General features: G+C 72.9%; 17 protein-coding genes, 1 tRNA gene and 1 pseudogene. 12 read left to right on the plus strand and 7 right to left on the minus strand.

The features are described 5' to 3' along the window. Nucleotides 1-53: 53 nt before the first annotated feature. Entirely contained in the window at nucleotides 54-875 is an 822-nt protein-coding gene (locus VTA80_RS18445; protein ID WP_407342534.1) for a TrmH family RNA methyltransferase, read from the plus strand. Nucleotides 876-1165: 290 nt separating this feature from the next. Next, a complete protein-coding gene (locus VTA80_RS18450) occupies nucleotides 1166-2560 on the plus strand; it encodes a nitronate monooxygenase (protein WP_407342535.1) in 1395 nt (464 codons plus the stop codon). Nucleotides 2561-2593: 33 nt separating this feature from the next. Here the strand turns inward: VTA80_RS18450 and VTA80_RS18455 are convergent, their stop codons facing one another. From VTA80_RS18455 to VTA80_RS18470, 4 genes are all read right to left on the minus strand, one after another. Then, nucleotides 2594-3280 carry a TetR/AcrR family transcriptional regulator gene (locus tag VTA80_RS18455; RefSeq protein WP_407342536.1) on the minus strand — a complete coding sequence of 229 codons (687 nt, stop codon included), beginning with the start codon at nucleotides 3278-3280 and terminating at the stop codon, nucleotides 2594-2596. 13 nt (nucleotides 3281-3293) lie between these two features. Further along, entirely contained in the window at nucleotides 3294-5429 is a 2136-nt protein-coding gene (locus VTA80_RS18460) for a YhgE/Pip family protein (RefSeq protein WP_407342537.1), read from the minus strand. 61 nt (nucleotides 5430-5490) lie between these two features. Further along, nucleotides 5491-6258: an AAA family ATPase gene (locus VTA80_RS18465; RefSeq protein WP_407342538.1), complete on the minus strand. Its 768-nt coding sequence runs from the start codon at nucleotides 6256-6258 to the stop codon at nucleotides 5491-5493. Nucleotides 6259-6557: 299 nt separating this feature from the next. After that, complete coding sequence (locus VTA80_RS18470) at nucleotides 6558-7085, minus strand: YbhB/YbcL family Raf kinase inhibitor-like protein (protein ID WP_407342539.1); 528 nt, start codon at nucleotides 7083-7085, stop codon at nucleotides 6558-6560. Nucleotides 7086-7280: 195 nt separating this feature from the next. Between VTA80_RS18470 and VTA80_RS18475 the strand changes: the two genes are divergently transcribed. The 4 genes and pseudogenes from VTA80_RS18475 (at nucleotide 7281) to dnaE (ending at nucleotide 13437) form a co-directional block, all read left to right on the plus strand. Continuing rightward, entirely contained in the window at nucleotides 7281-8195 is a 915-nt protein-coding gene (locus tag VTA80_RS18475; protein ID WP_407342540.1) for a hypothetical protein, read from the plus strand. Nucleotides 8196-8208: 13 nt separating this feature from the next. Further along, the gene (locus VTA80_RS18480; RefSeq protein ID WP_407342541.1) at nucleotides 8209-9963 is read left to right on the plus strand and encodes a DNA polymerase Y family protein; all 1755 of its coding nucleotides are present in this window, start codon (nucleotides 8209-8211) and stop codon (nucleotides 9961-9963) included. After that, a pseudogene (locus VTA80_RS18485) lies at nucleotides 9956-10534 on the plus strand (PHP domain-containing protein); the annotation flags it as partial. The gene VTA80_RS18480 and the pseudogene VTA80_RS18485, both read left to right, overlap by 8 nt. 71 nt (nucleotides 10535-10605) lie before the next feature. Further along, the gene (gene dnaE, locus VTA80_RS18490) at nucleotides 10606-13437 is read left to right on the plus strand and encodes a DNA polymerase III subunit alpha (RefSeq protein ID WP_407342542.1); all 2832 of its coding nucleotides are present in this window, start codon (nucleotides 10606-10608) and stop codon (nucleotides 13435-13437) included. Nucleotides 13438-13464: 27 nt separating this feature from the next. Here the strand turns inward: dnaE and VTA80_RS18495 are convergent, their stop codons facing one another. Then, the gene (locus tag VTA80_RS18495; protein ID WP_407342543.1) at nucleotides 13465-14694 is read right to left on the minus strand and encodes an AI-2E family transporter; all 1230 of its coding nucleotides are present in this window, start codon (nucleotides 14692-14694) and stop codon (nucleotides 13465-13467) included. Between the two features lie 135 nt (nucleotides 14695-14829). On the opposite strand from VTA80_RS18495, the gene VTA80_RS18500 reads away from it, so the two are divergent. The 3 genes from VTA80_RS18500 to VTA80_RS18510 all read left to right on the plus strand — a co-directional run bounded on the left by VTA80_RS18500 (nucleotide 14830) and on the right by VTA80_RS18510 (nucleotide 17146). Next, a tRNA-Leu gene (locus VTA80_RS18500) sits at nucleotides 14830-14912 on the plus strand. 104 nt (nucleotides 14913-15016) lie between these two features. After that, nucleotides 15017-16177: a MalY/PatB family protein gene (locus tag VTA80_RS18505; RefSeq protein WP_407342544.1), complete on the plus strand. Its 1161-nt coding sequence runs from the start codon at nucleotides 15017-15019 to the stop codon at nucleotides 16175-16177. A 141-nt stretch (nucleotides 16178-16318) separates the two neighbouring features. After that, nucleotides 16319-17146 (plus strand): GNAT family N-acetyltransferase, encoded by an 828-nt coding sequence (locus VTA80_RS18510; protein WP_407342545.1) that lies wholly within the window; start codon nucleotides 16319-16321, stop codon nucleotides 17144-17146. Between the two features lie 18 nt (nucleotides 17147-17164). On the opposite strand, the gene VTA80_RS18515 is transcribed toward VTA80_RS18510, so the two are convergent. Then, nucleotides 17165-17731: a hypothetical protein gene (locus tag VTA80_RS18515; RefSeq protein WP_407342546.1), complete on the minus strand. Its 567-nt coding sequence runs from the start codon at nucleotides 17729-17731 to the stop codon at nucleotides 17165-17167. A 541-nt stretch (nucleotides 17732-18272) separates the two neighbouring features. Here VTA80_RS18515 and VTA80_RS18520 point away from each other — a divergent pair. Then, entirely contained in the window at nucleotides 18273-20042 is a 1770-nt protein-coding gene (locus VTA80_RS18520) for a GAF domain-containing SpoIIE family protein phosphatase (RefSeq protein ID WP_407342547.1), read from the plus strand. A gap of 20 nt (nucleotides 20043-20062) precedes the next feature. Here the strand turns inward: VTA80_RS18520 and VTA80_RS18525 are convergent, their stop codons facing one another. Further along, complete coding sequence (locus VTA80_RS18525; RefSeq protein ID WP_407342548.1) at nucleotides 20063-20584, minus strand: Lrp/AsnC family transcriptional regulator; 522 nt, start codon at nucleotides 20582-20584, stop codon at nucleotides 20063-20065. A 141-nt stretch (nucleotides 20585-20725) separates the two neighbouring features. On the opposite strand from VTA80_RS18525, the gene ald reads away from it, so the two are divergent. Together ald and VTA80_RS18535 are read left to right on the plus strand one after the other, a co-directional pair. After that, on the plus strand, nucleotides 20726-21841 hold the full coding sequence (gene ald, locus VTA80_RS18530; protein ID WP_407342549.1) for an alanine dehydrogenase: 1116 nt from the start codon (nucleotides 20726-20728) through the stop codon (nucleotides 21839-21841). A 50-nt stretch (nucleotides 21842-21891) separates the two neighbouring features. After that, nucleotides 21892-23226, plus strand: coding sequence for a M20/M25/M40 family metallo-hydrolase (locus VTA80_RS18535; protein ID WP_407342550.1), 1335 nt, complete (start codon nucleotides 21892-21894; stop codon nucleotides 23224-23226). The last annotated feature ends 8 nt before the right edge of the window (nucleotides 23227-23234 follow it).

Below are 23234 nucleotides of genomic sequence, written 5' to 3' on the forward strand. Positions count from 1 at the left end.
GGCCCGACGGGCGCCGCCCGGACCCGGCCCGCGCCGGTGGCAGGATCTGGCGCGTGCCGATCATCAGCGTGACCGACCCGCAGGACGAGCGCCTGCGGGACTACTTCCACCTCACCGACGTGGCGCTGCGGTCGCGGGACGAGCCCGGCAAGGGCCTGTACATGGCCGAGAGCTCCAAGGTCATCGAACGCGCGATCCGGGCCGGGCACCGGCCGCGATCGTTCCTCATGACCCAGCGCTGGCTCGGTGACCTCGAGGAGGTCCTCGCCGTGGTCGCCGAGCGCGACGGCGACGTCCCGGTGTACATCGGGGCGCCGGGGGTCGTCGAGGCCATCACGGGATTCAACCTCCACCGGGGAGCGCTTGCGGCGATGCACCGCCCGGCGCCGGTCGCGCTGGACGACCTGCTTGCCGGGGCCCGGCGGATCGCGGTCCTCGAGGACATCGTGGATCACACGAACGTCGGCGCGGTGCTCCGCAGCGCCGCCGCGCTCGGGGTGGACGGCGTCGTCATCTCGCCGCGCTGCGCCGACCCGCTCTACCGCAGGTCGGTGCGGGTCTCGATGGGTGCGGCGATCTCCCTGCCGCACCACCGGCTCGCGGACTGGCCGGGCGGGCTGGAGCTGCTCCGGGCCGCGGGGTTCACCCTGGTCGCGCTCGCGCTGAGCGACGACGCCGTCACGCTCGACGAGTTCGAGACGAACCTGCCGCCGAAGATCGCCTGGCTGCTCGGGACCGAGGGGACCGGGCTGTCGCCGGCCGCCATCGCCGCGGCCGACCTCGTCGTGAAGATCCCGATGATGGCGGGGGTCGACTCGCTCAACGTCGCCGCCGCCAGCGCCGTGGCATTCTGGGCCTCGCGGCAGCGCGGCTAGCGGTTGGGGCGTCCGACGGCGTCGGGCGCGGTCGAAGTACAACCGGCGACGCGCCTCGTGTACCCCTGCGGTTCGGGCGTTCTCCCGCTCGAACCAGGGCGTTTGCCCGTCGAGGAACTTGGACCAGGGGCTTGCGGAACACGGTCGGGAAAACTTACGCTAGCGTAAGTTACGACCCCGTAAGTTAGCCGCTGGAGGAACTGATCATGGCCCAGACGACCACGACCGGCGTTGACGGCTCAGACCGTCTTGATGATTCAGGACGGCTTGACGGCCTGACACTCCCCACGGTGATCCAGGGGGGCATGGGGGTCGCGGTGTCCTCGTGGCAGCTCGCGAAGGCGGTCGCGCTGACCGGCCAGCTCGGGGTCGTGTCCGGCACCGCGCTCGACGTCGTGGTGGCCCGCCGCCTGCAGGACGGCGACCTCGACGGCGGCATCCGCCGTGCGCTGGCGGACTTCCCGGTGCCGGCGATCGCCGAGCACGTCCTGCACAAGTACTTCATCGAGGGTGGCAAGGCGCCGGGCAAGCCCTACGCGCCCGTGCCCAAGCTCGGGCTCAAGGCGACGGTCAAGGCCCTGGAGCTCTCCGTCATCGCGAACTACGCCGAGGTGTGGCTCGCCAAGGAGGGGCACGACGGCCTGGTCGGGATCAACTTCCTCGAGAAGATCCAGATGGCAACGCCCAGCGCGGCGTACGGCGCGATGCTCGCGGGCGTCGACTACGTGCTCATGGGCGCCGGGATCCCGTCCGAGATCCCGCGGATGCTGACCGAGCTCGCCCGCCACGACTACTCGGAGATCAACCTCCACGTGATCGGTGGTTCCCAGAACTACAGCGTCGGCCTGGACCCGGTCGAGCTCACCGGCGGCGGGCTGGCCCCGCTGCGCCGGCCGCACTTCCTCGCGATCGTGTCCTCGCACGTCCTGTCCGCGTACCTCGCGAAGGACGAGTCGACCCGACCCGACGGCTTCGTCGTCGAGGGACCGCCGGCGGGTGGGCACAACGCGCCCCCGCGCGGCCGCATGGTCCTGGACGACGACGGCCAGCCGATCTTCGGTCCCCGCGATGATGCGGACCTGGTCAAGGTCGCCGACGTCGGGCTGCCGTTCTGGCTCGCCGGGGGCTACGGCACGCCCGAGATGGTCGCCGAGGCGATCGCCGCCGGCGCCGCGGGGGTCCAGGTCGGCACGCTGTTCTCCCTGGCCGAGGAGTCCGGGCTCGACGTCTCGATCCGCAAGAACATGCTCAGCGGTCTCGCCGACGGCAGCCTCAAGGTTCGTACCGACCCCCGGGCCTCGCCGACGGGCTTCCCGTTCAAGGTCGCGACGCTGGCGGGCACCCAGTCCGACACCGAGATCTACGAGGCGCGGCCGCGGTTGTGCGACGTCGGGCACCTGCGGGTCGCGTTCGAGAAGGAGCCGGGCACGGTCGGCTACCGCTGCCCGTCCGAGCCGGTCCACATGTTCCTCAAGAAGGGCGGGACGCTCGAGGAGACCGTCGGGCGCAAGTGCCTGTGCAACTCCCTGCTCGCCAACGTCTCGCTCGGGCAGACCCGCAAGGACGGGTACAGCGAGGAGGCCCTGGTGACCCTGGGGGCCGACCTCGGCGGCGTCACCGAGCTGCTCGCGGCCCACCCCGGTGGCTGGACCGCCACCGAGGCCATCCGGTTCCTCGTCGGCTGACCGGCACGCGGTCGCCAGCGACACCTGCCCCGGTCAGGCGGCGAGCAGTCCCGACGTCGTCGCCAGCACCGCTGACCTGAGCTCCGCGAAGGTCTTCTCCGGGGAGAAGACGAGCCACTCCAGACCCGCCACGAGCGTCGCGCCGAAGATCGCCGCGCCGACGAGGCGGGCGTCCACATCCGGGCGCGACTGGCGCACCACGTCGGCGAACGTGCCCATCGACTCCTCGCGCACCAGCCGGATCGACTCCTGCCACCGGCGACCGGTCCGGAAGATCTCCGTGGTGATGAGCTTGGCGAAGTCGGGGTGCGCGGTGACCTGGGCAAGCAGCTCGGTGATCAGGGCCTCGAGGGCTCGCTCGCCCACGAGCCCGGCGCGAGCCGCCGCCAGGGCCTCGTTCAGGCGGCCGATCCCCTCGGTGAGGATCGTGGTGAACAGCTCCTCCTTGGAGCCGAAGTTGTAGTAGACGCTGCCCTTGGCCACGCCCGCCGCAGCGGCGATCTCGTCGACCGACGTGGCCGAGAACCCCCGATCGGCCATCAGCGCGGCTGCCGCGAAGAGGATCTCGTGGCGCGTGTCTCCCCGGCGGTCGGGCCCGGGCCGCACGGCGACCTTCACCGTGGCGACCTTCACCGCGGTGACCTTCACCGCGGTGACCTTCACCGCAGTGACCTTCACCGCAGTGCCGGCCCGCTCGTGATCGTCCTGCTCGTGGCTCATGGTCGTCAGCCTGTCAGATCGTCAGCACGGGGTGCAGGCGGCTCAGCGTCCAGGTCCGCATCCGCCCGGCCCGCCATGCGGTCACCGCGAGCGAGACCACCAGGAGGACGGCGAGGTAGGCCACGGCCGTCCACAGCCGCGCGTCGACGCCCCCGGTGATGACCTCCCGCAGCCCGCTGACGGCGTAGCTCATCGGCAGCAGGGGGTGGATCACGCGGAAGAACAGCGGGGTCGTCTCGACCGGGTAGGTCCCGCCCGACGACGCGAGCTGGAGCATGAGCAGCGCGAGGATCGCGACCTTGCCCGCGGCCGGACCGAAGACGGCGTTGAGCATCTGCTGCAGCGCCAGGAACGCCGCCACGATGAGCAGGGTGAACGTCACCGTGCCGACCACGCTCGAGTAGTCGAGCCCGACCCCGTAGTGGATGACGGCGAGCATGATCACGACCTGCCCGACGCCGATCGTCAGCGCCGGCAGGAAGCCGGCCAGCGCGGCCCGCCAGCCGGAGGCCGGGGTCGCCAGAGCCCGCGGGGGGACCGGGCGCAGGAGCAGCCAGGTGATGAGCGCGCCCACGAACAGGGCGAGCGGGATGAAGAACGGCGCGAAGCCCTCGCCGAAGCCCTCGGCCTGCGCGGAGTCGGTCGAGCCGATCGACACCGGCGAGCTGATCACCTTGGCGCGCTGGGTCCGCAGGGCGGCCGAGTCGTCGGGCAGCTGGGCGGTCCCGGCGGTCAGCGCGTCCGTGAGGGTCTGGGTCCCGTCGCCGAGCAGCCCGGCGCCGTCGGCCACCTTGCTCTCGCCGGCGGCGAGCGCGCTCGACCCGGCCTGGAGCGTGCTGGTGCCCGTGGCGAGCAGGCCTGCGCCTCCGGACAGTCGGCTGGCGCCGGCGGCGAGCGTGCTGGTGCCGGTGGCGAGCTGGCTGGCGCCGTCGGCCAGGGTGCTGGTGCCGGTGGCGAGCTGGCCGGCTCCGCCGGAGACCTGGCTCGCGCCGTCGGCCAGGCTCAGCAGGCCGGTGTCCAGTGCGGTAGCCCCGGTGGCGACCGTGTGGGCGCCGGTGTCGAGGGTCGCGAGGTCGGCCTGCATCGTGGCGAGCGCGGCGGCGTCGGGCAACGAGCTGGACACCGTCTGCAGCCCGGCGAGGAGCTTTTGTGCGTCCGGGTCACCGGTGGCGGCGTGGGCCGCCAGGTAGGCGCCGATCGGCGTCAGGCCGGCGTTGAGCGCAGGCAGCTGGTTTGCGAGCGCGCCGACCGACTGGACGGCGTCGTCGACCCCGCCTGCGACCTGCCCGGCACCCGCCGCGAGGTCCTTGCCCGACGACGCCGCCGCGCTCGCTCCGTCGGCGACTGCGGTCGCGCCCGGGAGCAGCGCCGCGGCGCCCTGGGCGGCCGTGGTGGCACCGGTGGAGAGGCTGGCAGCACCGGCGGCGGCCTGGGTGGCGCCGGTCGACAGGTCGACGGCACCGGTGGCGAGGGTGGCGGCGCCTGCCGCGGCGTCGGTTGCGCCGCTGGCGAGGGCCGCGGCGCCGTCCGCGCCCTGCGCGGCCCCGGACGCGAGCTCACCGGAGGCGGCCCGCAGCGTCAGCGCGCCGTCGGAGGCCTGGGCGAACCCGTCGTGGGCCGAGCCGAGGCCCACCAGGACCGAGTCCACCGCCTGCTCGCCGACGGTGTCGGAGACGGCGGTGCGCACCTGCGACATCGCCTGGCGGCCGAGGGTCGTCGCCAGGAACGAGTTCGCGTCGTTGTACGTGACCTCGAGCTCGGCGGCGGTGGGATCGTCCCCGCCCGCCGAGCTGATCCGCTGGGAGAAGTCGGCGGGGATCGTCAGCGCGAAGTAGTACGTCCCGTCTGCGACGCCCGTGGCGGCGTCGTTCGCGTCGGCGACCACCCAGTCGAGGTCCTTCGAGTCGAGCAGCCGGGTGGCGACGTCGGACCCCGCGTGCAGGGTCGTGCCGTTGACCTCGGCGCTCTGGTCGGCGTTCACCAGCGCCACCGGCAGCTTGTCCAGGTTGCCGGTCGGGTCCCAGAAGGCCCAGAGGTACAGGGCTCCGTAGAGCAGCGGGATCAGCAGCATGGCGCCGACGGCGATCTTGGGCAGGGCGCCGTGGCGGAACCGGCGCAGCTCGGTGCCGGTGGAGACGAGGGAGATCATGATGTCCGTTCGGTAGTGCGGTGGGCGGTCGTGCGGGGAGGAACGTGTCGAGCCGGGCCGGTCAGACGCCGGCGAGCTCGCGCACGTCGGTGCTCAGGTGGAACTGCGCGGGCCGGGTGGTCCACGCCATCGAGGCGGCCTCGCCGAGCGAGGAGACGGAGGCGATGACCGTGGTGCCCGCGGCGGCGACCGCCTCGAGGCACGACCACACGACCTGGCGACGGACCTTGTCGCGCACCTGGTCGACGTCGTCCACCACGAGGAGGTCGGGCTGCTGGGCCATGGCCAGCGTGATGCGCAGCAGCATCAGGTCGACCTCGTCGAGGTCCCAGACCTGCGTCGATACCCGGGGGAGCGGTCGGTCGCCCCACAGCGGTCTGGCCAGGTCGGCGAAGGTGCGCTGCGTCACCCGGGGCACCCGCCGGTACCACGGTGCCAGCCACGCGAGGCGCTCGCGCACGACGTCGGACACCCGGACTGACTCGTCGAGGTCGTCGATCCCCGCGAAGCCGGCGACGGCGACGCGGCGCTGGACCTGGTTGCGCGCGGCGGGCAGCGCGTGCCCGAGCACGGTGAGGTCCGAGCCCTTGTCGGGCACCATGCGGCCGGCGAGCGTGAGCAGCAGGCTCGATCGGCCGGCGCCCTGGATGCCCTGGACGATCAGCATGGTGCCGACCTGCTGGCTCAGGTCGACCGGGCCGTAGACGAGCCCGCGACTGCCGTGCAGCGTCAGGCCCCGTGCGACGACGGCGTTCGGGGGGACGGGGGGCTCGGCGACTGTCACGGGCGCCGGGTCGGCGGTGGTGGACGGGGGAAGCGGGTTCGACATGAGCGGGACCTCGAGGGGACGTGGGTGCCGGCGGGACGAACCGCGGCGACTCTCTTAAACTGACCGGTCAGTACAAACGACGAGCGTAACCCCGAATGGGCCGGGGTGCGTGCCCCGGGGGAGGTTTCGGGGGCTGCTGTGATCGAGGACACCGTCGGGCGCGGGTGGGGGCGCAGGCGAGCTCAGCCCCGCCGGGTGAGCTGGGCGGCGGGGTTGGGCGGCGGGGTGGGGCGGCGGGGTGGGGCGGCGGGGTGGGGTGCTCGACGAGCTGCGGGTCAGGCGGGGGTGCGGCAGTCAGGTCAGCGACGGAACGTGGGGGTCAGCACGGCTCGCCCGAGGGTGTGGAAGAGCGCATTGAACGCAACGGCGGTGGGGGTGGCGTCCGGGGTCAGCCCCAGGTGCTCGACGTCGAGGGCGTGGACCGCGAAGACGTACCGGTGGGTGTGATCCCCCGGCGGGGGCGCGGCTCCGGCGTAGCCTGCGCCGCCACCGTCGTTGCGGGTCTGGAACGCGGGGGAGGGCAGGGCTGCGCCGTCGGGTCGACCGGCTCCGGCAGGGAGCGTCGTCGTGCCTGCCGCCAGATCGACGACGGTCCAGTGCCAGAACCCCGCGGGGGTCGGCGCGTCCGGGTCGAAGCAGTTCACGACGAACGACCGCGTGCCCGCGGGGGCGCCTTCCCAGCGCAGGTGCGGCGACACGTCGCCGGCCTCGGTGTGCGCTGCGGGCATCTCGGCGCCGTCGATGACGTCGTCGCTGACCAGGGTGAAGGTCGGGACGTGCGGCAGCAGAGCGTACGGGTCGGGGGCGATCGGCCGAGTCAGGTCCATCGGGACATCATGCTCCGATCGGGCGCTCCTGGCTGACTCCCGGCTCGAGCGGGGGGCGGGTTGACAGTCGGGGGCGGGGGTCGTCTACTAGGGATAGAGGTCGAACACCTGTTCGAACAAAAAGGATCTTTCGGTGGTGGTGGCCGGTCAGGTGACCACTGAAGCATCCGCGACCCACACGAGAGGAGCCCGGGCATGACCACCGGGACGGATCGGGCACTGCGTGCGCGAGAGGTGCTACGGCGCGCGGAGCTGCGGACCGGTGCCCGGAGCATGCCGGTGCCAGGATCACGCCCCGCATCGTCCCGGCGTGCTGCGCCTGAGCCGGCGTCGGAGCCGGGCCTGAGCCCGGTGCCCTTGGTCGAGCCGGGCCTGAGCCCGGTGCCCTTGGCCGAGCCGAAGCCGAACCTGAACCTGAACCCGCACGCCGGCACGGCAGCCGGCCGTGCTCCGCACGGTGGCCGCGCGCGCGGTCGTACGGGTCATCCTGATCGGCCGGCCCTGCCCGTGCCGAGCCCGCTCGCGCACCTGCTGCCGGAGGGTGCGCTGCATCGCGGCGGCACGGTCGTGGTGACCGGTTCCACCTCGCTCCTGCTCGCCCTCGTCTCGCGCGCCTCCCAGGAGGGTTCCTGGGTGGCGGTCGTCGGCCTGCCGGGGGTCGGTGTGCTCGCCGCACAGCAGGCGGGCATCGACCTCGATCGTCTGGCGCTCGTCCCGTGCCCCGGGCCCGACACCCCGACCGTGCTGGCGGCGCTCATCGACGGTGTCGACCTGGTGATCGTCGGGGCGGCGGCGGCCCTCGTGGACTCTGACCGGCGCCGCCTCATGGCGCGGGCCCGGGAACGCGGCACCGTGCTGCTGTCGACCGCGCCCTGGCCCGGTGCGCACCTCGTGCTCACCGCCGAGCCCGTCGGCTGGACCGGCCTCGGGGTCGGGTACGGCCATCTGAGCAGCCACCGGCTGGCCGTGACGCGGGGCGGTCGCGGCAGCGCGGGCCGGCTCCTGCGGGCAGAGGTGGTCCTGCCGGTGCGCGAGCACACCGAGGCGCCGGCCGAGCCGCTGCAGGTGCCCGCGGCGCCCGAGGCCGCACAGCTCCGGCTGGTCGGCTGAGGGGGTGTCAGACGTGAGTCAGACGTCGCCAGGCCGCGCCGCGCGCACCGCCGTGCTGTGGGTCCCGGACTGGCCGGTGGTCGCGGCGATGGCGGCCGGGCAGGCCGAGGTCCAGCAGAGCGTGGCGGTGCACGACGGGCGCCGCATCACGGCCGTCTCCGCCGTCGCCCGGAGCCAGGGCGTGCGCCGCGGCATGCGCCGGCGCCAGGCCCAGGAGTGCTGCCCCGAGCTGGTGCTGCTCACGGTCGACGAGGGGCGCGACGCGCGCACCTTCGAGCAGGTCGCCGCGGCGGTGGAGACCGTGGTCGCGGGCCTGGAGGTGGCCCGACCGGGGCTGCTCCTGCTTCCCGCGGACGGTGCCAGCCGCTTCCACGGGTCCGAGCAGGCGCTCGCCGAGACGCTCGTGGAGCAGGTGGCCGAGCGCACGGGGCACGAGTGCCAGGTGGGGGTGGCCGACGGCGGTTTCGCGGCCATCCTGGCGGCCCGCTCCTCCTGCCTCGTCGCGCCCGGGGGATCGCGAGCCTTCCTGGCCCCGCTCGCCGTCGACCAGCTGGTGCACGCCGCGATGGGGGATCGGGCGGTCGCCGAGATCGGTGAGCTGCTGGACCTGCTGCACCGGCTCGGGCTGCGCACCCTGGCCGACCTGACGGCCCTCCCGGCGAGCGACGTGGAGGCGCGGTTCGGTCGGCTCGGCCTCTGGGCGCACCGGTTGGCCCGCGGGGATGACGTGCGGCCCACGGTACGGCGACGGCTCGAGCCTGACATCGAGGTGGGCTGCGAGCTCGACCCGCCGGCGGAGCGCGTCGACGCCGCGGCGTTCGCCGCCCGCCGCCTCGCCGAGCAGCTGCAGGCGATGCTCCTCGAGCGGTCCGTGAGCTGCGGACGGCTCCGGATCACGGCGTGGACCGACGCGGGGGAGGAGCTCGTGCGCACCTGGCGCACCGATGCGGGCGGGCTCGGGGGGCTGAGCCCTGCCCGCATCACCGACCGCGTGCGCTGGCAGCTCGAAGGATGGCTGTCCGGCGCCGGCGCTGCGCAGCGTGGCCCGGGCCAGCGTGGTCCGGGGCGCCGTGGTCCGGGCGCCGCGGGGGACCTCGGTCGGAGCGCTCCCGTCCCGGCCGCCCTCGTGCGCCTCGGGATCGCTGCCGAGGAGGTCGCCCCCGCGGGTGCGGAGCAGGGGTGGCTGTGGGGCGGGGCGAGCGGCGGTGATCTGCGGGCCCACCGGGCCCTCCTGCGGGTGCAAGGGCTGCTGGGCGGGGACGGGGTGCTGGTGGCAACGCTGCAAGGGGGGCGCGACGTCCGCGACCAGGTGCACCTGGCCGCCTGGGGGGATGCCCAGAGCCCACCGCGAGCGGTCGACCGGCCCTGGCCCGGTCGCCTGCCCGAACCTTCGCCCGCCACGGTGCTGGTCGAGCCGGCGGCCGTGCAGGTTCTCGACGCCGGGGGGACCCCCGTCCTGGTGGGCTCGCGGCTGACGATCAGCGCTCCGCCCGCCGCGCTGCGGTGGCCGGAGCGCCCACGCGCCCACGCCGAGCAGCGCGGTGCCCGTGCTGAGGGTGCCCGTGCTGAGGGTGCCCGCGACGAGGGTTCCCGCGACGACGGACCCCAGGTCGTCGTCGCGTGGGCCGGCCCGTGGCCGATGCTCGAGCGGTGGTGGAGCGAGACGCCGAGACGGCGGGTGCACCTGCAGGTCGCGCTCGCGGACGGCCGTGCGCTGCTCCTCGCCTGCACGGGCGGCGAGTGGACGTGCGAGGCCATCTATGACTGAGGACCCGCAGGCAGCACGCAGGGCGACCCGCGCCGCACCCCGTTACGCCGAGCTGCACGCCCACACCGCCTTCAGCTTCCTCGACGGCGCCAGCCAGCCGGAGGAGCTCGCCGCCGAGGCCGCGCGGCTGGGTCTGTCCGCCCTCGCGGTGACCGATCATGACGGGCTGTACGGCGTCGTGCGGTTCGCGCAGGCGGCCCGTGCCGTCGGGTTGCCCACGATCTTCGGGGCCGAGCTGCACCTGCCGGCGCCCGACGTGCGCGGTGAGGTGCTCGACCCGCCGACGGGGGTGCCCGATCCCCGGTCGACCCATCTGCTCGTGCTCGCCCGGGGTCCGGACGGCTATCGCAACCTGTCGCGCGCGATCGCCACGGCGCACCTGGCGACAGGGCGCAAGGGTGCCGCTGCCTACCGGCTGGAGGAGCTCGCCGAGCAGGCGGCAGGGCAGTGGCTCGTCCTGACGGGCTGTCGCAAGAGCGGGGTCCGGCGTGCGCTCGACCCGGCGGGGGCCGGCGTCCCGAGCCGCGTCGCCGGGCGCAACAGATCCGACCGCGAGGCGGCGGCGCGCGCCGAGGTCGATCGGCTGGTGGCGCTGTTCGGCCGGGGGAACGTCGCCGTCGAGGTCACCGACTCGGGCGACCCGTGGGACTCCGAGCGGATCGATGCGCTCGCGGCCCTCGCGACGGCGTCGGGCCTGCCGCTCGTCGCGACCGGCAACGTGCACTACGCGACGCCTCGCGACGCGGACCTCGCCGGTGCGCTCGCCGCGGTGCGAGCGAGGTCGTCGCTCGACGACCTCGACGGCTGGTTGCCCGCGACGGGCGGGGCGCACCTGCGGTCCGCGGCCGAGATGCTCGTCCGGCACGCACGCCACCCGCAGGCGGTCGCCACGGCGGCCGCGCTCGGGACGAGTGTGCGTTCGACCTCCATCTCGTCGCCCCGCAGCTGCCGCCCTACCCGGTCCCGGCGGGCCACACCGAGGCGACCTGGCTGCGCGAGCTGACCTGGCGCGGCGCCGCGCGGCGCTACGGCCCGCGCGACGCGGAGCGGGTGCCCGGGGCCTACGCCCAGATCGCTCGTGAGCTCGACGTCATCGAGACGCTGACCTTCCCCGGGTACTTCCTGATCGTCCACGACCTGGTCGAGTTCTGCCGCGAGAACGGCATCCTGTGCCAGGGGCGTGGGTCGGCCGCGAACTCGGCGGTCTGCTACGCGCTCGGGGTCACGGCGGTCGACGCGGTGCGGCACGGCCTGCTCTTCGAGCGGTTCCTCGCGCCCGAGCGCGACGGCCCCCCCGACATCGACGTGGACATCGAGTCGGGCCGCCGCGAGGAGGTCATCCAGTACGTCTACGCCAAGCACGGACGCACGCACGCCGCGCAGGTCGCCAACGTGATCTCGTACCGTCCACGCTCGGCCGTGCGCGACGCGGCCCGCGCGCTGGGGCACGACGTCGGGCAGCAGGACGCCTGGAGCAAGAGCATCGAGCGGTGGGGGAGCCTGCGGGGGACCGAGCCCGCGGGGCCCGGGGTGCAGCCCGGGCCCGGGCCGACCGGCCGGGGCGACGAGCGGCCGGGTGACCTCACCGCCGACCGGCACGACGTCGTCCCGGCGCACCGGCCCCCCGCGGCCGCCGACCTCGACGAGATCCCGCCGAACGTGCTCGACCTGGCCGAGCGGTTCCTGCGGCTGCCGCGGCACCTCGGCATCCACTCCGGCGGCATGGTGCTGTGCGACCGGCCGGTGATCGAGGTGTGCCCCGTGGAGTGGGCCCGGATGCCCGGGCGCACGGTGCTGCAGTGGGACAAGGACGACTGCGCCGATGCCGGCCTGGTGAAGTTCGACCTGCTCGGGCTCGGCATGCTGACGGCGCTGCAGATCGCGTTCACGCTGGTGCGCGAGCACGAGGGGGTCGAGCTCGACCTGCACGGACTGCCGCAGGAGGACGCGCTCGTCTACGACCTGCTGTGCGCGGCGGACACGGTCGGGGTGTTCCAGGTCGAGTCGCGCGCCCAGATGTCGACGCTGCCCCGCCTGCGCCCGCGCACGTTCTACGACATCGTCGTGGAGGTCGCGCTGATCCGTCCCGGGCCGATCCAGGGTGGGTCGGTCCACCCGTACATCGAGCGGGCCCAGGGGCGCGAGAAGGTCACCTACCTCCATCCGCTGCTCGAGAAGTCGCTGGCCAAGACGCTCGGCGTGCCGCTGTTCCAGGAGCAGCTCATGCAGATGGCGATCGACGTCGCCGACTTCACCGGCGCCGAGGCGGACCAGCTGCGCCGCGCGATGGGCTCCAAGCGGTCGACCGAGAAGATGGAGGCTCTGCACACGCGCCTGCTGACCGGGATGGCCGGCAACGGGATCGGGCCCGACGTGGGCGAGCAGATCTTCGACAAGCTCAAGGCGTTCGCGGACTTCGGCTTCCCGGAGTCGCACGCGTACTCCTTCGCCTATCTCGTCTACGCGAGCGCGTGGCTCAAGGTCCACCACCCGGCGGCGTTCTACGCCGGGCTGCTCGCCGCGCAGCCGATGGGTTTCTACTCGCCGCAGTCGCTCGTCGCCGACGCGCGGCGGCACGGGTTGACCGTGCTGCGTCCCGACGTGCTCACCTCGGGGGTGCAGGCCGGGCTCGAGCGGGTCGCGGGGGACGTCGGCCCGGTGCTGCCGCTCGCCCCGTTGCCCTCGGGCAGCTCGATGCGGCCCGCTCGCGCCGCGCCGGGCGGGAGGTCCGGCGGCCGGTCCGACGGCGGGGCGCTCGCGATACGTCTCGGCCTCGCCTCCGTGCGCGGGGTGAGCACCGAGGCGTCGACCGCGATCGCCGCTGAACGCGACGCGAACGGTCCGTTCGCCGACCTGCGTGACCTCGCCCGGCGGGTGCGGCTGACCACGGCCCAGCTGGAGTCGTTGGCCACGGCCGGGGCGCTCGGTGGGCTACCCGGCCCGACCGGGCGTGGGGTGGACCGGCGCGAGGCGCTGTGGGCGGCCGGTGCGCTGTCCCAGGAGGGCCCGGACACCCTCCCGGGGGTGTCCGTGGGGGTCACGGCTCCGATGCTGCCCGGGATGAGCAGCGTCGAGCTGGCGGTCGCGGACGTCTGGGCGACCGGGGTCTCGGTGGACTCCTACCCGACGCAGTATGTGCGGCCCGGGCTCGATGCCGCCGGCGTGCTGCGCGTGGCCCAGGCGTTCGAGCACGAGCCCGAGCGCCGGGTCGCCGTGGCGGGCGTCGTGACCCACCGTCAGCGCCCCGGGACGGCTGGCGGCGTGACCTTCCTGTCCCTCGAGGACGAGACCGGCATGCTCAACGTCATCTGCAGCACGGGGCTGTGGCAGCGGTTCCGGCGGGTCGCACGGACCTCGGCTGCGCTCGTCGTGCGGGGCAGGCTCGAGCGGGCCGACGGCGCCACGAACCTGGTCGCGGAGCACCTCGCGCCGCTCTCGCTCCGGGTCCCGACGACGTCGCGCGACTTCCACTGACGGTTCGGTGCCCGGGACCGGCCGGGATCAGCCCTCGACCACGGCGACGTCCTCGAGCGAGTCCTCCTCCTGGTCCTCGTCCATCGGCGGGTCGATCGTGCGGAGCTTGGAGAAGATGGCCCACGCCACGGCGACGAGCGGCACCGCGATCACCGCGCCGAGGATGCCCGCAGTCAGAGTCCCCGCCGTGATGACCAGCGCGATCACCACCGGGTGGAGCGAGACCTGCCGCCCCATCACCAGTGGCTGCAGCACGTGCCCCTCGAACTGGCCGATCAGCGCGATGCCGATGCCGACGAGAGCCGCCTGGATCGGTCCGTTCGCAGCGAGCGCGACGATCATCGCGACCACCAGGGCGGTCGGCGCACCGACCAGGGGGATGAACGCGCCGATGAGCACGAGCACCGCGAGCGGGGCGGCCAGCGGCACCCCGAGGATGCTCAGGAAGATGAAGGCGAGCAACCCGTCGGTCACCGCGATGATGACGGTTCCGCGGGTGTACCCGGAGAACGTGTACCACCCTGCCCCGGCCGCCTCCTGCCAGATGCTGCGCGCGCGGGTCGGCAGCTGGTTGAGGAACCAGGTCCACATCTCCGCGCCCCGGGCCAGGAAGAAGATCGAGCAGAAGACCGCGAGGATCAACGCGGTGATGACCTCGACGACCGAACCGGCACCCGCGGCGGCCTGGCCGGCGAGCTCGCCGCTGTGCTGCTGGAGCCAGGTCTGACCGTCAGTGATCCACTGGTTGATCTGGTCGTTGGTGATCACGAACGGCAGCGGACCGTTGATCAGCAGGTTCTTGAGATCCTCGATCCCGGAGCCGAACTGGTCCGAGAGGTTCACCCACTGGCCCGCGACCGAGACCCCGACGTAGGCGAGCATGCCGACCAGCAGCAGGATGCCCAGCAGGAGGGAGAGGGCGGTGGCGAGGAATCGTGGCATGTACCGGCTGAGGAACTCCACGGCAGGGCGAAGAACAGCCGTGAACACCAGCGCGATGAATACCGCGATGAAGAGCAGCTGGACGCGGGAGGTCGCGTAGAACACGAGGGCGATCGCCGCGACGACGACGAGCAGGCGCCACGAGACCCCCGCCATCGACCGCAGCCAGTGGGGGGCGGTCGACTCGTACCCGAGGACCGGGCCGGTGCGAACGGTGCCGGGACGGCGCACTGCAGGTCGGGGGCTCCGCGGACCGGGGGTCGGCGCGGGGAGAGCCCCTGGACCCTCGACGGTCGGGTTGTGCTGTTCTGCCATGCCGAACCTCTTCAAGTCGTACGTCCGCCGGGTCGACGACAGTCTGCCCCCCGCCCACGATGATCGCCGCACAGCCACTCCGTGTTATCTTTTCTCCCGCACCTGACGGGGTACAACCCCCGGCATGTTCACCCTGTCCGGGTGGCGGAATGGCAGACGCGCTAGCTTGAGGTGCTAGTGCCCTTATGGGCGTGAGGGTTCAAGTCCCTTTCCGGACACAAGATATCGACTCTCTGACCTGCGGATACGCAGGACGGGGGGTCGATTTTTTCGTCTGTGCGGACACGGCATGCTCTAGGCGCATCCAGTGAAGGATCTGAGCATGACGCAGAAGACGAAGTTTGACGACGTGCAGGTGGAGACGCTGCGCCGGATCGGCGGGATGAAGTGGTCGACGTACCCCGACAAGCTGGGCGCGTTCGTCGCGGAGATGGACTTCGGTATCGCCCCTCCGATCGTCCGGGCCCTGCATGCGGCGGTGGACACGGGGGCGTTCGGGTACCTCACCCCTGCCGTGGCTGCCAGGATGTCCGACGCCTACGCCGGGTGGGCGGAAGCCACGTACGGCTGGCAGGTGGCTCCGCAGGACGTCCGGCCCGTGGCCGACGTCCTCAAGGGCCTGGAGGTGGCGATCGAGTCCTTCTCTCGCCCCGGCAGCGCCGTCATCTTGCCGGTCCCCGCGTACATGCCGTTCCTCACCGTCCCGCTCGCGATGGGACGCGAGATCATCCGGGTGCCGATGGCCGAGTCCGGTGGGCGGACCAGGTACGACCTGGATGCCCTCGACGCGGCGTTCCGCGCCGGCGGCAACCTGCTCATCCTGTGCAACCCGCACAACCCGCTCGGGCGCGTTCTCGACCTCGGCGAGCTGACCGCGATCGCCGAGGTCGTCGAACGCCACGGCGGCCGGGTGTTCTCCGACGAGATCCACGCGCCACTGGTCTTCCCGGGCAAGACGCACGTGCCGTACGCGTCGGTCAGCGACGTCACTGCGGGCCACACCCTGACCGCCACGTCGGCGTCCAAGGCCTGGAACCTACCCGGCATGAAGTGCGCGCAGGTCGTGCTGTCCAACGACGGCGACCGGGCTCGGTGGGCTCAGATCGCCATGATGGCCGAGCACGGCGCGGCCAACCTCGGTGTCATCGCCAACGCCGCCGCCTACTCCGGCGGCGGCCAGTGGCTCGACGAGGTGCTGCAGTACCTCGACGGCAACCGCCTCGCGCTGGCCGACCTCGTTGCGGAGCACCTGCCGGGGGTCCGGTACACCCCACCCGAGGGGACCTACCTTGCGTGGCTCGACTGCCGGGAGCTGGGCCTCGGCGACAGCCCGAGCGACTTCTTCCTCGACCACGCCGACGTGGCCATGACCGACGGCGCGATGTGCGCGTCCCCCGGCTGGGTCCGGTACAACTTCGCCACGCCGCGCCCCGTCATGACCCAGTCCTTGGAGCAGATGGGGGCTGCCGTCGCACGCAGGTAGCAGCGCCTCAAGGGCCTATGATGGGTCCAGATTTCCGGCGAGAGCACGCCGGTGCAGGACTGTTGAGACAGCAGATGGCAACGCCCCTCGTCCACACGGGGGGCGTTGCTGTGTCTGGGGCCGCGGGACGAGCGACCCAGGATGGCCGACGACGCCGCTGCTAGTTTCGACGTCGTGCCCATCGCCTCCCTCGGTTTCCGCACCGACCTCATGCTCCTGTCCCTGCAGGGGAGCGAGATCGAGGACCACGACGACTACCTGGTGGTTCGTAGCCCGCACAACCCTGACTTCTGGTGGGGCAACTTCTTGCTCTTCCGGCGACCGCCGCAACCTGCAAGCGTGCGCGCGTGGGAGCAAGCGTTCGCCCGCGAGCTCCCGGCAGCAGCTCATCGCACCTTCGGCGTGGACGGCACCGCGGCTGGCGTTGCCGGCTACGACGAGTTCACCGCCGCCGGGTATGACGTGGACGCCAGCGTCGTGATGACGGCCCATGAGGTGCACTCCCCGCCGCACCCGAACGGTGACGCGAGCTACCGCATGCTCGATCTCGCCGAACCCCGGGACAGGGAGTCCGCGACCGCGCTGCGGATGGCCAACGCGCCGGCCCGGGACCCCGAGCTCCACCGCCGCTATCTCGACCGGGCCATGGAGGCGATGGCTGCCCTCCAGCAGGCGGGCGCCGGAGGATGGTTCGGCGCGTTCCTGGACGGGCAGATGGTCTCAGGCATGGGCCTTTTCTCCGACGGCAGCGGGCTCGCCCGGTTCCAGTGCGTCGACACCCACCCCGACTCGCGAGGCCGCGGTCTCGCGGGCACGCTCGTGCACCATGTGAGCACGTACGGGCTCACGACCCTGGGCGCGCAGACGCTCGTGATGGTGGCCGACCCCGCGTATCACGCGATCAGGATCTACCGGTCCGTCGGGTTCGAGAACACCGAGACCCAGGTCGAGCTCGAACGCGCACCCTGAGGAGCTCGCCGAGGGTCGTCAGCCGCGCAGGCCGCGGTCCGCGCGCCCGATGATCTCGGCGAGCACGTCGGCGTCGTAGACGTCGCCCTCGTCCACGGGACCGCCCGCAAGCTCCGCCCACTGCCAGTGCGGTGCGATCGGCTTGTCGGCCCCGCCCGTGCCGAGCCGCAGGTCGAGCACCGCGGCGAACTGGTACCCGAAGCGGGACTGCAGCGCTCGGGCGCGCCCGAAGTCGCCGGTCGTCGCCCCGTCCACGTTCTCCCGGTCGGTCGCCAGCTCGAGCAGCAGCAGGTTGTGCTCGGGCCCGAGCTTGCCGCGGTGGTGGACGATCAGGTCCGGGATGCGCCGGCCCTGGTCGTCCACGAGCCGCACGGACTCCTCGAGGTACATGCCCGAGCGGTTGTACTCGCAGTCGATGTCCCACGACTCCTCGACCATCGGGCGCAGGTACCAGCCGAGGTGGAAGGCCACGGCCCGCTCGCTGGGGCGGCTCGTGCCGCCGGCCTGGCTGAGCAGCGACCACTCGTTCACGATCGTGGTGGTCAGTGCGATGCGGACACGGTTCTGAAGATCGGCAAGAAGCATGTGCCGACCTTAGGTCCAGGTTGACGGCACTGCGGCGGCCGTCCGTCGACGCACGAGGTCCGACCGTGTGGTCGCGTTGTACGCCGCGGCGAGGTCCAGCGTCGGCAAGGACCCGCCCGGACCTTGCCGGAATCGGAGAAGGTGTTATGCTCATGGAGCTCATGGCGCAGCCGATAGGTTGCGTGAACGCGGAGAAATCGCGTTCGAGCAGTATTCGGTCTGCATGATGGTGCCAGCATCCCGTCATGAAGGATCGGCTCGGCCACGGAACGTGCTCCTTGTGAGGAGTGGGCGGACGGGGACCGGGTGGCTCGTCACTGACAGCCCCCAAGATGGCCGGGGGCGGTTCAAGCCGCGCGAGACAAGAACAAGCGGGCGCGGTGGGCAGTGGCGTGGAGATGCTGGTCTAAGACGTAGGGCGTAGGCCCCGATCCGCCGAGAGGCGAGGTCGGGGCCTTTGTCATTCCCGCGGTCGGGGTCGTTCGAGGATCGCGCGCCGGATTTCCCCGTCAGCGGTCGCGCCCCAGGGCAGGATGAGAGCGTGCGCCAGGACGAGACGAGGACGACGGCGGCCCTTGCTGCGGCCCGATCGTCGTCGAGCCGGTCGCTCCCCGCGGACGGCGGACCGCCCGGCGCACCGGACGAGGAGCTTGACCGGTTCGCTGCGATGGCCCGCCGGCTGCTCGAGGTGCCCGTCGCGCTCGTCACCCTCGTCGACGCCGACGCGCCGAGCGCTTGGTGCGCGCACGTCGTGGCGAGCGGTCAGCCGGTCGTGCTGCCGGACGTGCGCACGGACGACCGGTTCGGGGAGCACCCGGCGATCGGTGACCTGCAGGTGCGCGCCTACGCCGGGATGCCGGTGACCGGTGCCGACGGGCGGGTCGTCGGGGCACTGTGCGCCCTCGCGGACGAGCCCCGCGAGTTCACGCCTGCTGACCTCGCGAACCTGCACGACCTGGCGGCTGCGTGCTCGTCCTGCCTGGCCCGGCGCGAGCTGGAGCGCCACGCGCGCGCTGCGGAGCGCGTGGCGACCCGCAGCGGCCGCCAGGCGCGGCTCCTGCTGAGGTTCAGCGAGGCGCTCGTGCACACGACCACCGAGGACGAGGTCCTCGCAGTCGTCCGGGCCCTCGCGCACAGCGCGCTCGGTGCGACCTACGCCGAGGTCGCGGTCGGTGACCGGCGCGGGGTGCGATACGTGAGCGTCGACGACCTCCCCGCAGGCACCGCCCCGCGGTGGCGCACGTTCGTCCCGGGTGCGGACCTCCCCGGTCCCCGGGTGATGCGGACCGGCCGACCGCTGATCTACCCCGACGAGGCCGCGGCGTTCGCCGACTTCCCGCTGCTGCGCGACGACCCCACGGCGCAGGCGGTTCGCGCGCGCGCCTTCCTGCCGCTGAGCGCGGGCGGTCGGCCGCTCGGCTGGCTGGGCCTGGGGTGGGGAGCCCCGCGGGCGATGGACGACGACTTTCGCGAGCTCATGGCCTCGCTCGCCCGGACGACCTCCCAGGCCTTGCAGCGCGCCGCCCTCATCCAGGAGCGGCGCGAGGTGGCGCACACCCTGCAGGACGCCCTCCTGAGCACGCTCCCGACCGTGCCGGGGCTGGAGCTGGCGGCCCGGTACCGTCCGGCCAGTGCGGCCGACAAGGTCGGTGGCGACTGGTACGACGCGCTCGCCTTCCCCACGTCCACGACGCTGGTCATCGGCGACGTGGCCGGCCATGACGTCGCGGCCGCGGCCGAGATGGGCCACCTGCGCAGCATCCTGCGGGGGTTCGCCGTCGACCGGGCCGACTCCCCGGCGCAGCTGCTCGGTCGCCTCGATCGCGCGAGCCTGGCGCTTGGTTCGGGAACGGTCGCGACCGCGCTCGTCGCCCGGCTCGGGGCACTGGGGAGCGCAGACCCGTCGGGCGCGGACCTCGAGGCTGCGGTGCTCACCTGGTCCAGCGCGGGCCACTACGCGCCCCTGCTCGTGCACGCGGACGGTCGGACCGCCCAGCTCAGTGGCCGGTCCGACCTCCTGCTGGGGATCGACGGCCGGGTGACCCGCACCGACTGGGTCGACCGGGTGCCACGCGGATCGACGCTGCTGCTGTTCACCGACGGCCTGGTCGAGCTGCGCGGGCACCACATCGGCGATCGGATCGACGCGCTGCGGGTCGCCGCTGGGCGGATGGCGGGAGCGCCGCTCGACGTGCTCCTCGACGCCGTGCTGGCCGCGATGGCGCACCGTCGCGACCAGGACGATGTCGCGGTGCTCGCGGCTCGGCCCGTGGGGCCGGTCGGCCCGGGCGGCGCCGCATCGTCGTCGTGATCAGGTCGGGTCGGGTCACGTCACGTCAGGGCAGCGCCCGCTGCCGGAAGGTGCTCGAAGATCAGGCTGGTCTCGGTCAGCGCGACCTCCGGACGTGCGCTGAGCTGGTCGACGACGAAGGCGCGGAGCATGGCGGTGTCTCGGACGGCGACGTGGAGGAGGAAGTCGTCGGCCCCCGCCACGAAGTAGACATCCCGGACCTCGGGCCGGGCGGCGATCCGCTCGGCGAACGAGGACAGCTCGCCGCGCGCGCCCGACTGCATCCGGACGGCGATCATGGCCTGCAGGCCGCGGCCCAGCGCGGCGGGGTCGATCTCGGCGTGGAAACCGCGGATGACCCCGGCCTCGCGCATCGCGCGCACGCGACCCAGGCAGGTCGACGGCGCGATCCCCACGGCGGCCGCGAGCGCGTTGTTGGGCACCCGGGCGTCGCGTTCGAGGAGCCGCAGGATGCGCCGATCGGTCTCGTCGAGGATCGGCCGACGAACATCTGACGGGCCGGAGGGCTGTCGCGCCGCCGGGGATGAAGATTCTGTCGACATCTGGCGAGTCTACCGAATTTCTGAATGGCGAAACAGAACGGAAACACATGTTGTTCACCGCTGTGATCTGGGGCACGTCACAATTGGGGTGAGCCACGGTCGATCGACAGTGGGAAGCTCTGCGCACTGGGGAGTCACATCATGCGGATCGGTGTCCCGACGGAGATCAAGAACCACGAGTACCGGGTTGCCATCACTCCCGCCGGCGTCCACCAGCTGGCCGCGGCCGGTCACGACGTGATCATCCAGGCCGGCGCGGGCGTCGGCTCGGCGATCGACGACGCGACCTACGTCCAGGCAGGCGCGACCATCCTCGACACGGCTGCGGAGGTCTGGGGCGTGGCCGACCTGGTCTGCAAGGTCAAGGAGCCGATCGCGTCGGAGTACGTGCACCTGCGCGAGGACCTCACGCTCTTCACCTACCTCCACCTCGCCGCCGACCGGCCGGGGACGGACGCCCTGCTCGACGCGGGCACGACGGCGATCGCCTACGAGACCGTGCGACTGGCCGACGGCTCGCTCCCGCTGCTGGCACCCATGAGCGAGGTCGCCGGGCGACTCTCGGTCCAGGTGGGTGCGTACCACCTGATGAAGAGCGAGGGTGGTCTCGGGGTGCTCCTCGGCGGGGTCCCCGGCGCGCCGCCCGCCAAGGTCGTCATCATCGGCGGGGGTGTGGCGGGCCAGCACGCCGCCGAGATCGCGGTCGGTATGCGAGCCGACGTGACGATCCTCGACGTCTCGCTCAACCGGTTGCGCGAGCTCGACGTGATCTTCGGCGGACGGGTCCGCACGCTCGCCTCCAGCGCGTACGCGCTCGAGCAGGAGGTCACCGGGGCGGACCTCGTCATCGGTGCGGTGCTCGTGCCCGGCGCGCGGGCGCCCCGCCTGGTGACCGACGCGTTCGTCGCTGCCATGCGGCCCGGGTCGGTGCTCGTGGACATCGCCGTCGACCAGGGCGGGTGCTTCGAGTCCACCCACGCGACCACGCACGACGAACCGACGTTCATGGTGCACGGCTCGGTCTTCTACTGCGTGGCGAACATGCCGGGGGCCGTGCCGGTCACGTCCACGCGGGCGCTGACCAATGCGTCCCTGCCGTACCTGACGACCCTCGCCAACCGGGGCTGGCGCGACGCCGTCCGGGGCGACGCCGCGCTCGCTGGCGGCCTGACCACCCACGCCGGGGCGTTGTACAACGAGGCCGTCGGTGAGGCGCTCGGCTACGCGACGAAGGACGCGGCCACCGCGCTCGGCTGACCGTGGCCGCCCGCGCCGGCGCGGCCCAGCGCGGGCATACGGTTGACGGCATGTCGTCCTCCCCGTCGCCGCTGCCCCCCATGACCGCGCAGGACGAGGTCGTCGGCCTGTGCCAAGACCTCCTGCGGATCGACTCCTCGAACTACGGGGACGGCTCCGGTCCGGGGGAGCGGGCGACTGCGGAGTACGTGATGGCCTCGCTCACCGAGGTCGGCCTCGACCCCGAGTACTACGAGACCGCGCCGGGCCGAGCGAACGTCGTCGTGCGGCTTCCCGGTCAGGACCCGACCTTGGGCGCGCTCGTGCTCCACGGGCACCTCGACGTCGTGCCGGCCCAGGCGAGCGACTGGCAGGTCGACCCGTTCGGCGGCGAGGAGCGGGACGGCCTGCTGTGGGGTCGCGGCGCGGTGGACATGAAGGACATGGACGCGATGATCCTCGCGGTCGTCCGGCAGATGACGCGCGAGGGGCGGCGCCCCGCCCGGGACGTCGTGGTGGCCATGTTCGCCGACGAGGAGGCCGGTGGCGTCTACGGGGCCCGCTGGTCGGTCGACAACCGCCCCGATCTGTTCGAGGGTGCCACCGAGGCGATCAGCGAGGTCGGCGGCTTCTCGGTCGAGGTCGGCGGCCAGCGGGCGTACCTGCTCCAGACCGCCGAGAAGGGGCTCGACTGGCTGCGCCTGGTGGTCGACGGTCGGGCCGGGCACGGGAGCCAGGTCAACCCGGACAACGCCGTCACCCACCTCGCGGCCGCGGTCGCCCGGATCGGGCAGCACGAGTGGCCCCTCGCGCTGACCCCCACCGTCCGGCTGCTCCTGGCCGGCGTGGCCGATCTCACCGGCACCCGGTTCGAGCCGGAGGACCCCGCGTGCGTGGCCCGGCTCGTGGCCGCGCTCGGACCGGCGGCACGGTTCGTGGGGGCGACCGTGCGCAACACCGCCAACCCGACCCAGCTCGGTGCGGGCTACAAGGCGAACGTGATCCCGGGTCGCGCCGAGGCGACGATCGACGTCCGGTACGTGCCCGGGCAGGGGGACCAGACGCTCGCGACGATCGCGGAGCTGGCCGGTGAGCACGTGCGGTTCGAGCACGTCCACCGGGACATCGCGCTCGAGGTCCCGTTCGAGGGTGACCTGGTCGACGCGATGGTGGCCGCCCTCCGGGCCGAAGACCCGGGTGTGGCGGTGCTGCCCTACACGCTGTCGGCCGGGACCGACAACAAGTCGCTGTCCCGGCTGGGGATCACCGGGTACGGGTTCGTGCCGCTCCAGCTCCCGTCCGGGCTGGACTTCGCCGGGATGTTCCACGGCGTCGACGAGCGGGTGCCGACCGAGTCGCTCAGGTTCGGCGTCCGGGTGCTGGACCGCCTGCTGGGCGCCTACTGATCGACTCG

This window comes from Pengzhenrongella phosphoraccumulans, assembly GCF_045689905.1.
Taxonomy (GTDB): Bacteria; Actinomycetota; Actinomycetes; order Actinomycetales; family Cellulomonadaceae; genus Pengzhenrongella; species Pengzhenrongella phosphoraccumulans.